We start from the raw sequence: 13,741 nt of genomic DNA, 5'->3' as shown, positions 1-13,741 counted from the left end.
CCGCGGAGGGATTCTGGATTGCCTCGCCGCGCTCGCAATGACGAGGTTGGGGACGACGACGAGTGTGTGGTTGCGGCGGTGGCAACCTGACCGAACAGCTACCCCGGCCCCTTCAAGATCTTGAACACGCCATTCGCCATCACGATGCAGCGGTTATCCACCGTCACTTCGGTGCTCATGAAGATCAGGCTGCGGGTCGAGCGGACCACGCGCGGGCGAGAGATCAGGATGTCGCCGATCTGGCCGGCTTCCACGAAGTGCGTGTCGAGCTGCACCGTCGCCATGTACTCCTTGCCGGAGACATAGCGGGCGGTCATGCCGCAGGTGCGGTCGGCGAAGGTCATCATCACGCCACCCTGGACCATGCCGCGGCGGTTGTGGTGCTTGTCTTCGGTGGCGAGTGCGAACTCGTAATGACCGTCGACCCTGCGCTCCCACAACGGGCCGATCAGGTGCAGGAAGCCCGTGGTCTCCAGGATGCTCCAGCCGTCGGATTTCAGCCTTGCGGCGGCCTTGTTGGTCATGTCGTCGTCCGTTCCTTGGCCTTGCGAGCTCATTTCATCGGGGGCGGACGTGGTGTAGTCAAGCATCATGAGATCGTTCGACGATGCCACACGACGGAATATCGCGGATGCCTGCGCAGCCTTCACGCGCCTGCGGGGGGATGACGCGCCGGCGACGCTGAAGCGCGCCGCGGTGGCGGTCGCGCTGACCGCGGGCGAGGGCGACGACACTGCGCTGCTGCTCACGCTGCGGGCATCGCATCTGCGCGCCCATCGCGGTCAATGGGCGCTGCCCGGCGGCCGCTGCGATCCAGGCGAGACCCCGGTCGAAGCGGCGTTGCGCGAACTCGACGAGGAGCTTGGTCTTCGGCTCACGGATGCGGACGTGCTCGGTGCGCTGGACGATTACCCGACGCGTTCCGGCTATCTGATCACGCCGGTCGTGGTCTGGGCGGCCGATAGCGCCGCGATCAGACCGAACCCAGACGAGGTCGCGTCGGTTCATCGCATCGCGCTCGCCACGATCGAACGCGAGGACGCTTTCGATTTCGTCGCGATTCCCGAAAGCAGCCGCCGCGTGATCCGCTTCCATCACCAGATGAGCCTGATCCATGCCCCGACGGCAGCGCTGATCTACCAGTTCCGCGAGGTGCTGGCGGGCCGGCACACCCGCGTCATCGACCTGGAACAGCCGATATTTGCCTGGAAGTGACGATGGTAAACGGCGCGTTAACGTGACGGTTACCGGATGCCTGCTAAGAGGGCAGCATGCATCACATATCGATTCGACGCGTCCTGACGCTGGTTCCATTCGCGTTCGTGCTGCTCGCACCGGCCGCGCGCGGTGGCGAGGCCGACACGCTGCCGCCGGCCGTTCGCAATGCCAACGCCCAGCTGCTGTCGCAGTTTTTCGCGCAAGGTGGGGCCTCGCCGGCGGTGCTCGAATATCGCCGCAAGCTCGCCGAATATCAGGCCGCGCGCGCCGCCTTCGATGCCGAGGCCGGCGCCTATTGGAGCCAGATCTCGGAGAAGCGAAAGACCCGCAATGCCAAGCGGCGCAGCGGACAGCAGATCACGCTCGACGATTACGTGCTGGAGCATCCGCCGATCTATACCGGGCCGAAGCGTCCGGTGAACCCGGAGCCGGAGGAGGCGCCTGAACGCCCGCCCCGGAAGCCCATTCCGGTGGTCGCCGATTTGCTGCGCGCGGCGCAGGAGCTCTACCAGTTCACGCCGCAACGCCCGTCCAGCGAGCTCGAGTTCAAGCGCGCCTATGCGCGCTACGCGCTCGCCTCGGGGCTGACGCGCGAGCAGGCGGTGCGGGTCTATTCGTTCGAGACCGGCGGCACCGGCGGTTACGACGTGCAGGCGGGCATCGAGCATGGCGGCAAGCGCGCGATCTCGACGGCAATAGGCTACAACCAGCTGTTGACCACCAACAGCGTCGAGCTGCTTGCTGAGCAGGGGCATGAATTCATTCGTGCGCTCTCGGAGAAGGTGGCGCGAACGTCAGGACCTGCGCGCCAGGCGCTCGAGCACAAGCTCGCCGTGCTCAAGAAGATGGTGGGGCATGCGAAGTCGGTGCCCGACACCTGGTCGGAGCACGAGAAGATCGGCAACACTGCGCAGGGCTGGGCCATGCATGCGATGGTGCTCGACATCGACATCGGACCGATGCTGCAGACCCACAAGCTGCTGACCTCGGTGCTGTTCGCCCGCGCCAAGGGCTACAGCCGTCCGCTCACCGCGGCCGAGCTCGAGATGATGAACCTCACCGGCGACGGCACCGGCCTCGACATGGTGACGATGCCGCAGGCGATGCGCGAGCAGGTGCCGACCTCGAACTTCTTCCAGCGCGGCGGCTATGAGCGCAACCCCGTCGCGATCCGCCACAACACGGTGGCGAAGCTGCTCGCGGTGACGGATGAGCGGATGGACTCGAACAGTAGCAAAGCCGGCGCAAGGGAGCTGGCGGGCGCGTTTTAGCTCTCCGTCCTACCCCATCTCGCCGTCATGCTCCGGCTTGACCGGGTCATCCAGTACGCCGCGGCCTCTCGCTTCAAGCACAACGGCCTCTGGAATACCGGATCACCCGCTTTCGCGGGTGATGACGCCGAGAGTGTGGCGGCTGTGTCGCCCCGCCGCCTCAAGCCCTACTGATCCGGCCCGAACTTGAACTTGCCGTCACCCTCCAGATACGGTCCGGTGCGCATGTAGAGCTGGCCGTTGTGGCCGATGAAGAACAGCGTGCCCTTGGGCACTTTCTTGGCGCCCTTCAGCAGCTCGCCGGCGTTGCTGGTGCCCATCTTGTAGGAATAGGTCTTGCCGTCCTTGTCGTAGGCGTAGCCTATATCGGGCTTGAGCTCCCAAGGCGTCGCTCCCGTTTGCGCCAATGCGGGCCCTGCGAATGCGCCGAGCGCGGCTACGATTGCAAATGTCTTGATTGAAAATGCCGTCATCCCATCCTCCACGGTCGGGACATTCCAGGCTTGAACAAACCACGAACGATGTGTCCGGGTCAATTTGCGAAAGCGCCACAGCGCATCACGTCTTGCCCAGCAGCTTGTGATTTTCCCTTCGTCCCCTCGCGACTATGTTCCGCTTTCCGTCTAGAACGCAACTCGACAAAATTGTTGGTGGGGATGATTCGGATGCGCCATGTGATCAAGCTTTGCTGGGCTGCTTTAGTGTCCCTGACGGCGCTGGCGCCGGCAGCCCGGGCCGATGATTACCAGCTCAGCCACAACCAGCGAATTTCGTGCAGCCGCGGCCTTGCGCCGGGCAAGCTGAACACGGCGACCTGCAAGTCCTACACCTATCTCTTCAACACCAAGACCTCGGAATATTTCCGCTGCCAGGTCTCCCTGGCGCTGACCCGCGACAACAAGGAGGTCATCAACGTCCAGGCCGACGGCGGCTGCACCAAGAAGCCGCGCATCTTCGAGACCGACGGCCACTACGACTTCGATGCCACCGAGACCGAGCCGCCGAACACCAACTCGTTCTTCGGCCCCGGCGGCTATTCGGTCTGGGCCGTCGACGTCACCGCACAGAAGGTGCGCGGCTGCATCATCATCTCCTCCGGTCTCGGCTCCGACATCTCCAAGTGCCTGGATATGACGTTCCAGTAGCACTTGCCAGCTGGGCGAGGCGCGCTCCACCGCCTGACTGCGCCACCTCGCCGCACCCGCTGGTTCCCGAAAATCGAACCAAAGCGGCCACTTGCCGCAGTCCTGTTTTGTCTTTTGGATGGGTTGACCCGCACCCCTCATCCGGCCAATTTCGCCGCCGGTTTGGGGAGTACAACAACCATGAAACGAACGATTTTCGGCGTGGCCGCGGCTCTTGCTCTGGCGGCATCGGCACCTTGCGCGCAGGCGCAATCCTTCATCACCGTGCTGACCGGCGGCACTTCGGGCGTCTACTATCCGCTGGGGGTCGCGATCGGAAAGATCTACGGCGACAAGATTCCGAACGTGAAGACGCAGGTGCAGGCCACCAAGGCGTCGGTCGAGAACCTGATCCTGCTGCAGCAGGGCCGCGGCGAGCTGGCGTTCACGCTCGGCGACTCGCTGAAAGCGGCCTGGGACGGCGAGGAAGAGGCGGGCTTCAAGACCAAGCTCGACAAGCTGCGCGTGATCGGCGCGATCTATCCTAACTACATCCAGATCGTCGCGACTGCCGACAGCGGCATCAAGACGCTCGCCGACCTCAAGGGTAAGAGCCTGTCGATCGGCGCGCCGAAGTCGGGCACCGAGCTGAACTCGCGCGCGATCCTCGCTGCCGCCGGCATGAGCTACAAGGATCTCGGCAAGGTCGAATATCTGCCGTTCGCCGAATCCGTCGACCTCATGAAGAACCGGCAGCTCAACGCCACACTGCAATCGGCCGGGCTCGGCGTCGCCTCGCTGAAGGACCTGTCGACCTCGAGCCCGATCACGGTGGTCTCGGTGCCGAAGGAGACCGTCGACAAGATCGGCCCGCCCTTCGTCTCGGCGATCATTCCGGCCAACACCTATACCGGCCAGGACAAGGACGTCCCGACTGCGGCCGTAATCAATTATCTCGTTACGAGCTCCGCCGTATCGGACGATCTCGCCTATCAGATGACCAAGCTGGTTTACGAGTCGCTGCCGGAGCTCGCCAACGCGCACGCCGCCGGCAAGGAGATCAAGCTCGAGACCGCCGCCACCGGTAGCCCGGTTCCGCTGCACCCCGGCGCGATCCGCTATTACAAGGAAAAGGGGCTGATCGAGTAACTCTCGTCAGTCATTCCGGGGCGATGCGCACCATCGAACCCCGAATCTCGAGATTTCCGGGTTCGCCTTTGATGGGCCGCCCGGGAATGACGGAGAGGAAAATCGCGAATGCCCGGGACTCTCCCGGGCATGACGTTTTTGGAGCCCGTGCCAATGCTATCAGGCACGGACAGGCTGAGGACGATTTGAAATGCTGGAAAAGGCAGAGGCCAACGAGGCCCCCATCAAGGTCGAGTTCGACAATTTCGAGCATGGCTTCCCCGAAGGCTTTGGCCCGGGCTGGTGGGGCCAGCTCGCCTACTGGATCGGCATCGCATTCGCGAGCTTCCAGCTCTATGTCGCCGCCTTCAACTATCTGCCGAGCCAGGTGGTGCGCGGCGTCCATGTCGGCTTCCTGATCCTGCTCACCTTCGGCCTGATCGCCAACTTCACCGCGAAGAGTCATTTTGGCCGCGCGCTCGGCTGGGTGATCGGGGGCGCCGGCTTCCTCTGCGGGCTCTATCAGTGGATCTTCTACGCCGATCTGATCGCCCGCGACGGCGATCCGACCCGGCTCGATCTCGTGGTCGGCACGCTGCTTGCCGTGCTGATCTTCGAGGGTACGCGGCGGCTGATGGGCGCGGCGCTGCCGCTGATGTGCGGCGCCTGTCTGCTGTATTGGTTCTTCGGCCAGTATCTGCCGTCGCCGCTCAACCATCGCGGCTATGATTTCGACCAGATCGTCACGCATCTGTCGTTCGGCACCGAAGGTTTTTACGGCGTGCCGATCTACGTTTCGGCGACCTACATCTTCCTGTTCATCCTGTTCGGCTCGTTCCTGGAGCGCGCCGGTATGATCCAGCTGTTCACCGACGTCTCGCTCGGCCTGTTCGGCCGCACCCGCGGCGGACCCGCCAAGGTCGCGGTGTTTGCCTCGGGCATGATGGGCACCATCTCCGGCTCGGGCGTCGCCAATGTCGTCACCGTCGGCCAGTTCACCATCCCCCTGATGATCAACTTCGGCTACCGCCGCGCCTTCGCGGCCGGCGTCGAGGCGACGGCCTCGATGGGCGGGCAGATCATGCCGCCAGTGATGGGCGCGGTCGCCTTCATCATGGCTGAGACGCTCGGCGTGCAATATTCGGAGATCGTGAAAGCGGCCGCTATCCCTGCGATCCTCTATTTCGCCTCTGCGTTCTGGATGGTGCATCTCGAAGCCGGCAAGCACGGGCTCGTCGGCATGAAGCGCTCGGAGATCCCGAGCGCCTGGAAGGCGCTGGTGACGCGCTGGTATCTCGTGCTGCCGCTCGCAGCGCTGGTCTACATGCTGTTCGAAGGCTTTACGCCGCTCTATGCCGGCAGCATGGGCCTCGCGTTGACCGTGACGTTGATCCTCGGCACCGCCATCACGACGGGCGCCTCGTCGATGGTGATCCGATATATTTTCTGGATCGGCCTTGCGCTGGTCGTTGCCGCGCTGTCGCGTGACGGCCTCCAGATCGTGCCGGTGGCGAGCGTCGTCGTTGGCCTAATCGTGATCACCGCCTTCATCCGTGGCGGCTTCAAGGCCTTGCGTGAGTGCCGCGATGCGCTGGCCGAAAGCGCCAAGTCGGCCATCACCGTCGGCATGGCCTGCGCCATCGTCGGCGTCATCATCGGCATGATGTCGCAGACCGGCGTCGGCACCATCTTCGGCAGCTGGGTGATCGGGCTCGGCGAGAAGAGCCTGTTCCTGGCGCTGGTCATGACCATGCTGCTGTCGATCCTGCTCGGCACCGGCATCCCGACCATCCCGACTTACATCATCACCGCCGCGCTCGCGGCGCCCGCGCTGGCGAAGCTCGGCGTGCCCTTGATCGCGAGCCACATGTTCGCGTTCTATTACGGCATCATGGCCGACCTCTCGCCGCCGGTCGCGCTCGCCGCGCTGGCAGCGGCGCCGATCGCGAAGGAGAATCCGGACAAGATCGGCTGGGAGGCGATGCGCATCGCGCTCGCCGGCTACGTCATCCCTTTCATCTTCGTCTATTCGCCGGCCCTGATGCTCCAGGCCGGCGATCCCATGGCGGCAAAGCTCGGCTTCTACGGGGCGGTGGCGCTCGCGACCGTCAAGGCGCTGGTGGCGATCGGGCTGTTCGGCATGGTCGCGATCGGCTTCCTGTTCACGCGGCTGACGATTGTCGAACGCCTCGTCGCGCTCGGCGCCGCGTTCTGCCTGCTCGGCGAATTCCCGTTCAGCGACACCGCGGGCTTCGTGCTCGCTGCGGCGCTCGTGCTGTGGCAATGGCGGCAGCGTCCGCCGGCAGCGGTCGAGGCGGTGTGAGCCTCTGCTTCGCAACGGCGGTCGGTGTGAAGGCGCTGGTGCTGTCCGCGTTCACGCTCGTATGGACGCATTCGATCGCGAAGGTCGACTGGCAGGAAGACTGGCGCGTCACGCCCGCCGGCCTCGAGCTGGTGCAGGCGCGCGTCAAGGGCACCGGCCCCGGCATGGAGCCGCCGCCTGAGGCGAGGCTGGTCGACGGCTGGTTTCAATGGCGGCCGCAGCGACCGCGGATGCCGGAGGTCGTGCTGGGCAATTCGGGCGCGGCGGGAGAGTGGCGGCTGTGCCATGACGGGAAGTGCCGGACACTGTCGGAGATTGTCGGGCATCCGATCGGTGCTAACGTCACGACGATGAGAGTTTGCAAGGATCCGTAGAACCGCAGCCCGGATGAGCGCAACGATATCCGGGCTACAAGAACAACACGGGAGACACAGGATGGATCGGCTCAAGGGCAAGGTTGCGATGGTGGTGGGCGCCGGCTCGATCGGGCCCGGTTGGGGCAACGGCAAGGCGACCGCAGTGACCTTCGCGCGCGAGGGCGCGCAGGTGTTTTGCGTCGATCGCAATGGTGCAGCGGCCGAGGAGACCGCGAAGATCATCACCGGAGAAGGCGGCAAGGCGATGGCGTTCACGGCCGACGTCTCGCGCGCCAGTGAGATCGAGGCGATGGTGGCGGCGTGCCTGAAGGCCTATGGCCGCATCGACGTGCTCGACAACAATGTCGGCATCGCCGAAATGGGCAGCGTGGTCGAGGTAAGCGAGGAGAGCTGGGACCGCGTCTTCAGCGTCAATCTCAAGAGCGCCTATCTGGCCATGAAGCACGTCATCCCCGTGATGGTGAAGCAGGGCGGCGGCTCGATCATCAACATCTCCTCGATCGCCTCGATCCGCCACATGGGCATCTCCTACGTCACCTACGGCACCTCGAAGGCGGCGATGAACCAGATGACGCGCACCACGGCGATCGAGTTCGCGCGCCATCATGTCCGCGTCAACGCGATCCTGCCCGGCCTGATGAAAACGCCGATGGTCGAGCACTCCGCAGGTCTCGCCAATAGTTACGCCAAGGGCGACGTCGAAGCGATGTGGCGCGCACGCGATGCGCAAGTGCCGATGGGCCACATGGGCGATGCCTTCGACGTCGCCAACGCCGCGCTGTTCCTGGCCTCGGACGAGTCGAAATATGTGACGGGCATCGAGCTCGTGGTCGATGGCGGGATCACGTGCAAGGCGGGGGCGTAACCCAACTAGCTCCGTCATCCTGAGGTGCGAGGCGCGCGATGCAGAGCATCGCGCGGGGAGCCTCGAAGGATGAGCGGCCCCGGTGCAGCCGGGCCGTCGCTCTTCGAGGGCCGCTGAAGAAGCGGCCACCCCAGGGGTGACGGGATCACATTGGTGTTGCCGCTACAGAGTTACTGCGCCAGCGCCAGAATCCCGCCGGCAAATGCGTGCCACGCTGCCGTCTCGCTGACCGGCCAGTTCAGCACCTTCACCGCCAAAAGCGCGAGTGTGCCGTAGATGTAGACCGGATGCACGCGGCCCTCGGTGCGCCAGTCGCGCACCATGGCGACGCCGAGCAGAAGGGCGGCGACCACAGCCGGCGCAATCGTCACGGGTACCGGCGGCGGGCCGGGCGGTCCGGGAGGTGCGAGGAAGGTCAGGAACCATCGCGCAATCGCAGCGTCGAGGATCGAGACCGCGGCGAGCAGCATCAGGCGCTTGTGGATCTCGGGCCTGCGCGTATTCATGATCCCAAGCACGAACACCACCGCGAAGAGCGCGATGCCGCTGAGCGGCACGATCGAGAAGGCAATGCCTGCATCGGCCTGGCCAACGGCAGCGGCGTTCTTCATCGAAGTCACGGATGCGAAGAAGCCAAAAATGACCATCGCGGTCGCGATCGAGACGCCGGCAATGCCGAGCGAGCGGTGGTTGACCACGCGGCCGGAAGCCGCGAGCCAGGTCTGGAGCACGAAATAAAGCGTCCAGGTGAAGAACAAGAGCCCGTGAAAGTGGATCACCGGGCTTGCAGAGAATGTCCGGTGAGCCAGCGGCACCCAATAGGTCGGCGCGAAGCCGAGGAAAGCCGTCGCCGCGCAGGCGAGTGCCATGTGGAGATAAAAATATCGTGCAGGCGACGCATCACGCGCGCGTACACGACGGTCGTCGATCAGGGTTGTCATCAGGAGTGAGTCCGGGGAAGCGGGATTTGGTTCAACGCCTCCCCGTCCACCCTCCAGTGTCGTCCCGGACAAGCGTAAGCGCCGCCGATCCGGGACCATAGCCACAAGAGGGAGTTGTATCGCTCGCTGGCAACTCCGGGTCTTCGCCAAACAGAATTTCGTGGCTATGGGTCCCGAATCGGCGCGCGCTTTGGGCGCGCTTGTCCGGGACGACAGCGGAGGTTTAACCCCCCGCGCTCAATTCTGCGCGATCGAGCTCCTCCTCGAGCCGATGAAACGCATCGTCGCCGATCACCTCGGTGGCGCGCAGATCGAAGATCGCCTTGCGCGCCGCTTCGATGGCGCGGCGGCGCAAGGGATCGGCGGGCAATTCGCCGTTGGCAATGCCTCCGTTCGGATCGGTCTCGGTCTGCATCAGGATGGCGCGATATTCGAGCCGCAGGATCTCCGCCTCCTCCGACGGATCGCTCTCGATGGCATCGAGCGCGGCGCGATAGGCGACGGCGCGCCCGCGGGCGACCTCGATGCCGACGGGATCATCGTCCTTGAGGTCGAAGGCGAGGATCAGCGGCCGCAGCGTCAGGCCCTGGATCACCAGCGAACCAAGCACCACCGCAAAGGCAATGAAGACGACGAAGTCGCGATAGGGAAAATTCTCAGGGAGGGCAAAGGCAGTGGCGAGCGTGACGAGGCCGCGCATGCCGCACCAGGAGATGATGAGGCCGCCCTTGGGCGAGGCGACGGCCTCGGGGTCCTTCGGATGATAGATCCCCTGCGCCACCAGCACACGCAAGGTCATGCGGTAGAACGTCACCCAGCCGAGGCGCACCAGCATGACCGTGAGCAGGATCCAGGCGGCGGCCACGCAATATTCCCAACGCACGTCCGCGTCGAGCCGCGTCCAGATCGGCCGCATCTGCATGCCGATCAACATGAAGGCGAGCACGTTGAGCACGAATACCATCGTCTCCCAGACCGCATAGGAGGGCACCCGCAGCCGCGCCGGGATGCGCGCGGGCGCCGTGCGTGCGACGGTGATGGCATAGACCACGATGGTGAGGATGCCGGAGAGGCCGAGATGCTCGGCGGTGATCCAGACCAGGAAGGTGGTGGCGAACTGCACGATGATGGCGCTCGGCGCCTCCGTCACCCGTTCCATGAACAGCGGAATGATTCGGCCCGCGAGCAGGCCGGCGATGACGCTGCCGACCAGCGCCAGCGCCATGGTCGGAGCGACCTGGCTCCACGTCAGGTGCTGAGTGGCAACTGCGCCGACCGCGATGCGATAGATCAGGAGCGCGGTCGCGTCGTTGAGCAGGCTCTCGCCTTCCAGCACCTTGACCATGCGGTGGGGCAGCTTCACCTGGCTCAGGATCGCGACCGCCGCCGCGGCGTCCGGCGGCGCGACGATGGCGCCGAGCGCGACCGCGGCGGCCCAGGGCATGTCAGGCATCAGCCGGTGCGCGGCATAGGCCACGCCGGCCGTGGTCAGGCCGACCGCGGCGACGACCAGGGTCGAGACCGGAACCCAGTTGTTGCGCAGATCGCGCAGCGAGGTGTCGAAGGCGGCATCGAGCAGGACCGGTGCGACAAAAAGCGCCAAGGCGAGGTCCGGCTCCAGCACCCAGGACGGGCTCGATGGCACGAAGGCGACCAGCGCGCCGCCGATGGCGAGGAAGGTCGGATAGGGGACCTTGATCCGCCGCGCCAGCGCCGATAAGCCAACGGCGCCGAGCAGAAGCGCGATGATCCATTCGAATGTCGACACGACAGTCCCCGAGATCGATTTGAGCGGCGCCACAAGCTAACACCAGATCCGGCCGTATGATGGAAAATGCGGCCCCAACGCAAGAGTGAAGCAAGACCTTCCGACTGCAACAGCATGCGTTTTCAAAAACTCATCCCATGGTCAGCTGTCGCGGTGCTCTCGGCGCTTCCGACCGGCGCGGCTCATGCTGCGACCGGCGGCGAGCCGGCGGCCATCACGCAGGTCGATATCGCGCCATGCCTCGCGGCCAGCGCGGCCGACGACGTCGACAAGGCGACTTACGCCTGCGCGGCCGTGATCGACAACGAGAAGACGACGAAGGCGGACCTGGTCAAGGCGCTGATCGCGCGAGGTGCGCTGCTGGCACGGCACGACCAGATCGATCGCGCGATCGCCGACGACACCCGCGCCCTTTTGCTCGATCCCACGCTCGCGGACATCTTCAACGCCCGCGGCGAGCTCTGGCTGAAAAAGGGCGACAAGCCGAAGGCGGTGCAGGATTTCGGTGCCGCGCTCAAGATCGATCCGAACCACGAGAAGGCCAGGGCCAATCACAAGGCGATGGCGCGCGAGCTCGAGCGGATCGGCGCGCAGATGGCGGTCGCCGGCAAGCCCAGCTTCAACTGCGCCCGCGCGACCCTCGCCGTTGAGAAGACGATCTGCGGCAATCGCGAGCTCGCCGATCTCGACCGCGAAATCTATGGGTCCCATCTGCGCGCCCTCCGCGAGGCCCGGAGCCCGACGGAGGCACGCAAGATCCAGCGCGAGCAGGACGCCTTCGTCGCCCGCCGCAACGCCGAATTCGGGCGGCCGGGGTACGATCTGAAAAAGGCGATGCAGGAGCGCTTGCAACAGATCAACGGCGTGGACGGATATTGATGCCGCTCTCTGCCCTTCCGGACCGCGGCGGGAGGGAGAGCGCGCCGTTTGAACCCGTTGCTGGATGGCGGCGACAACGGGGAAAGTCCCTGTCACGGAGTCCAAAGCCATGTGCGGCATGCCCCGTTCCGCGCAAATGTCCTCGTTTGCCAAAACCTCGCTTCGCGCCTTCTTCCTTGGCGCGGCTATGGGCCTGACCCTCATCGGTCCGGCTGCCGCCGGCACAGATTGCGTGCCGGGGAGCAAGGCTGCTCCCGCGGAGCTGATCTCTGCGTGCAGCGTCATCATCGACCAGACGGCCAATCCGGTGTCCGAACGCGCCATGGCGCTCGTCGCTCGTGCCGAAGCCAATGCGCGAACTTCCGGAGGCCAGTCGCAGGCGCTACGCGATCTGGACCGCGCCATCGCGCTCGATGGCAAGAACGCAAAGGCCTGGCGCGTGCGCGGCAACCTCCTGCGCGAAGCCGGCGGCGACCTCAACCGGGCCGCGGCAGATCTGACCAAGGCGATCGAGCTCGATCCACAGGATGCGGAAGCTTACGAGCTGCGCGGCGTGGTCTACACCAACCAGCATCGCTTCGACCGCGCCATTTCAGATTACGACCAGGCCATCAAGCTGAGGTCGGATTTCGCCCAGGCCTGGTCCGACCGCGGCGCGACCTTCTATCTGCGCGGCGACTATGACAAGGCCGTCGCCGACCTCAGCGAGGCGCTGCGGCTCGATCCGAACCGGGCGCGCAGCTACACCAACCGCGGCGCCGCCTATAAGAAGCTCGGCGAGCTCGACAAGGCGATCGCAGACGACACCGAGGCGATCCGGCTCGATCCGAAGGTGCCGGAGTATTTCGACAACCGCGGTCTCACCTATGCCGCGATGAAGGAGTATGACAAGGCGATCGCCGATTACGATCAGGCGATCCGTCTCGAGCAGCGGGTGAACTTCCTGACCAACCGCGGTGACTCCTACCAGTTCAAGGGCGAACTCGGTGCTGCACTGTCGGACTACAACGACGCGCTGAAGCTCGATCCGAATTTTGCCAAGACCTACAACAACCGCGCCGTGCTCTACAAGAAGATGGGCGAGCGCAAGAAGGCGCTGGCCGATTACGAGGCGGCGTTGCGGCTCGATCCCGCCAATGAGAACGCGCACAGCGGCCGTCGCGCGATGATCGCCGAGATCGCAAAATTTGGCGGCGAGCCGCCCCGTGTGCTGAACGCCGCCGCCAGCGACCCGTCGTTCGACTGCGCCTCCGCCAAGCGCGAGGTCGAGAAGGTGATCTGCGCCGATCCGCAGCTCGGCGTGCTCGACAGCCAGATCGCCGAGGCTTACGAGCGTGTGCTGAAATCCGCGAGCAAGCGCTCGGCGGATGGCCTGCGCAAGTCCCAGCGCGATTTCCTCGCCACGCGCGATGCGAGCTTCCGTCGCCCCGGCTATGACCTGAAGAAGGTCATGCAGGATCGCTTGCAGCGGCTGAATGCGATGGAGGGATAGGCGGGGTCTTTCCTCTCGTAAGATCATCGCATAGCCAATGAAGAAGCGTGGCGGATAGCCGCCCGCAGCCCATCCTTCGAGACGCCCGCCGATGGCGGGCCCTCAGGATGAGGGCGGAGTGCGCGGCAGCAATTTCAGCCGGCACTAACGTTGCTTAGCCTCATCCTGAGGAGACCGCTGCAAGCGGTCGTCTCGAAGGACGAGGCGCTTGCTCAGGCCGCCACCAAGAAGGCATCTGCGACAACCTCCCGTAAGAACTGGGAGAGGAAGACACGTCCTTTTCAGCTTGAACCGCGGCCCGTTCCCGGGAAAATAGCCATCAAACAAGGCCAGCAATTGATCCTGGTCATGGCGG

Annotated in this window: 13 protein-coding genes; 9 read left to right on the top strand and 4 right to left on the bottom strand. The window is 64.8% G+C overall.

Annotation, left to right across the window (positions count from 1 at the left end; genetic code table 11):
* Nucleotides 1–98: 98 nt before the first annotated feature.
* A complete protein-coding gene (locus tag EAV90_RS05220; RefSeq protein ID WP_122406958.1) occupies nt 99–524 on the bottom strand; it encodes a PaaI family thioesterase in 426 nt (141 codons plus the stop codon).
* Nucleotides 525–588: 64 nt separating this feature from the next.
* Between EAV90_RS05220 and EAV90_RS05215 the strand changes: the two genes are divergently transcribed.
* Together EAV90_RS05215 and EAV90_RS05210 are read left to right on the top strand one after the other, a co-directional pair.
* Complete coding sequence (locus EAV90_RS05215; RefSeq protein ID WP_129142790.1) at nt 589–1,215, top strand: NUDIX hydrolase; 627 nt, start codon at nt 589–591, stop codon at nt 1,213–1,215.
* Between the two features lie 56 nt (nt 1,216–1,271).
* Nucleotides 1,272–2,489, top strand: coding sequence for a hypothetical protein (locus EAV90_RS05210; RefSeq protein ID WP_129142789.1), 1,218 nt, complete (start codon nt 1,272–1,274; stop codon nt 2,487–2,489).
* Nucleotides 2,490–2,656: 167 nt separating this feature from the next.
* Here the strand turns inward: EAV90_RS05210 and EAV90_RS05205 are convergent, their stop codons facing one another.
* Nucleotides 2,657–2,962 (bottom strand): hypothetical protein, encoded by a 306-nt coding sequence (locus EAV90_RS05205; protein WP_129142788.1) that lies wholly within the window; start codon nt 2,960–2,962, stop codon nt 2,657–2,659.
* Nucleotides 2,963–3,154: 192 nt separating this feature from the next.
* On the opposite strand from EAV90_RS05205, the gene EAV90_RS05200 reads away from it, so the two are divergent.
* From EAV90_RS05200 to EAV90_RS05180, 5 genes are all read left to right on the top strand, one after another.
* Complete coding sequence (locus tag EAV90_RS05200) at nt 3,155–3,634, top strand: hypothetical protein (RefSeq protein WP_162500481.1); 480 nt, start codon at nt 3,155–3,157, stop codon at nt 3,632–3,634.
* Between the two features lie 180 nt (nt 3,635–3,814).
* Nucleotides 3,815–4,762 (top strand): TAXI family TRAP transporter solute-binding subunit, encoded by a 948-nt coding sequence (locus tag EAV90_RS05195; protein WP_129142787.1) that lies wholly within the window; start codon nt 3,815–3,817, stop codon nt 4,760–4,762.
* Between the two features lie 190 nt (nt 4,763–4,952).
* Nucleotides 4,953–7,064, top strand: coding sequence for a TRAP transporter permease (locus EAV90_RS05190; protein ID WP_164936789.1), 2,112 nt, complete (start codon nt 4,953–4,955; stop codon nt 7,062–7,064).
* A complete protein-coding gene (locus tag EAV90_RS05185; protein ID WP_129142786.1) occupies nt 7,025–7,438 on the top strand; it encodes a DUF1850 domain-containing protein in 414 nt (137 codons plus the stop codon). The genes EAV90_RS05190 and EAV90_RS05185 overlap by 40 nt, the downstream gene beginning before the upstream one ends.
* Before the next feature lie 61 nt (nt 7,439–7,499).
* Nucleotides 7,500–8,306: an SDR family NAD(P)-dependent oxidoreductase gene (locus EAV90_RS05180; RefSeq protein ID WP_122405911.1), complete on the top strand. Its 807-nt coding sequence runs from the start codon at nt 7,500–7,502 to the stop codon at nt 8,304–8,306.
* A 170-nt stretch (nt 8,307–8,476) separates the two neighbouring features.
* Here the strand turns inward: EAV90_RS05180 and EAV90_RS05175 are convergent, their stop codons facing one another.
* Complete coding sequence (locus EAV90_RS05175) at nt 8,477–9,247, bottom strand: hypothetical protein (RefSeq protein ID WP_129142785.1); 771 nt, start codon at nt 9,245–9,247, stop codon at nt 8,477–8,479.
* Between the two features lie 223 nt (nt 9,248–9,470).
* On the bottom strand, nt 9,471–11,048 hold the full coding sequence (locus tag EAV90_RS05170; RefSeq protein ID WP_129142784.1) for a cation:proton antiporter: 1,578 nt from the start codon (nt 11,046–11,048) through the stop codon (nt 9,471–9,473).
* 81 nt (nt 11,049–11,129) lie between these two features.
* Here EAV90_RS05170 and EAV90_RS05165 point away from each other — a divergent pair, with 81 nt between their 5' ends.
* Both EAV90_RS05165 and EAV90_RS05160 read left to right on the top strand, forming a co-directional pair.
* Nucleotides 11,130–11,894, top strand: coding sequence for a tetratricopeptide repeat protein (locus tag EAV90_RS05165; RefSeq protein WP_164936787.1), 765 nt, complete (start codon nt 11,130–11,132; stop codon nt 11,892–11,894).
* A gap of 109 nt (nt 11,895–12,003) precedes the next feature.
* Nucleotides 12,004–13,386 (top strand): tetratricopeptide repeat protein, encoded by a 1,383-nt coding sequence (locus EAV90_RS05160; RefSeq protein WP_129142782.1) that lies wholly within the window; start codon nt 12,004–12,006, stop codon nt 13,384–13,386.
* Nucleotides 13,387–13,741: the final 355 nt, after the last annotated feature.

It is taken from the genome of Bradyrhizobium vignae, from assembly GCF_004114425.1.
Classification (GTDB): domain Bacteria; phylum Pseudomonadota; class Alphaproteobacteria; order Rhizobiales; family Xanthobacteraceae; genus Bradyrhizobium; species Bradyrhizobium vignae.
This window is presented reverse-complemented; position numbering and strand designations above follow the sequence as displayed.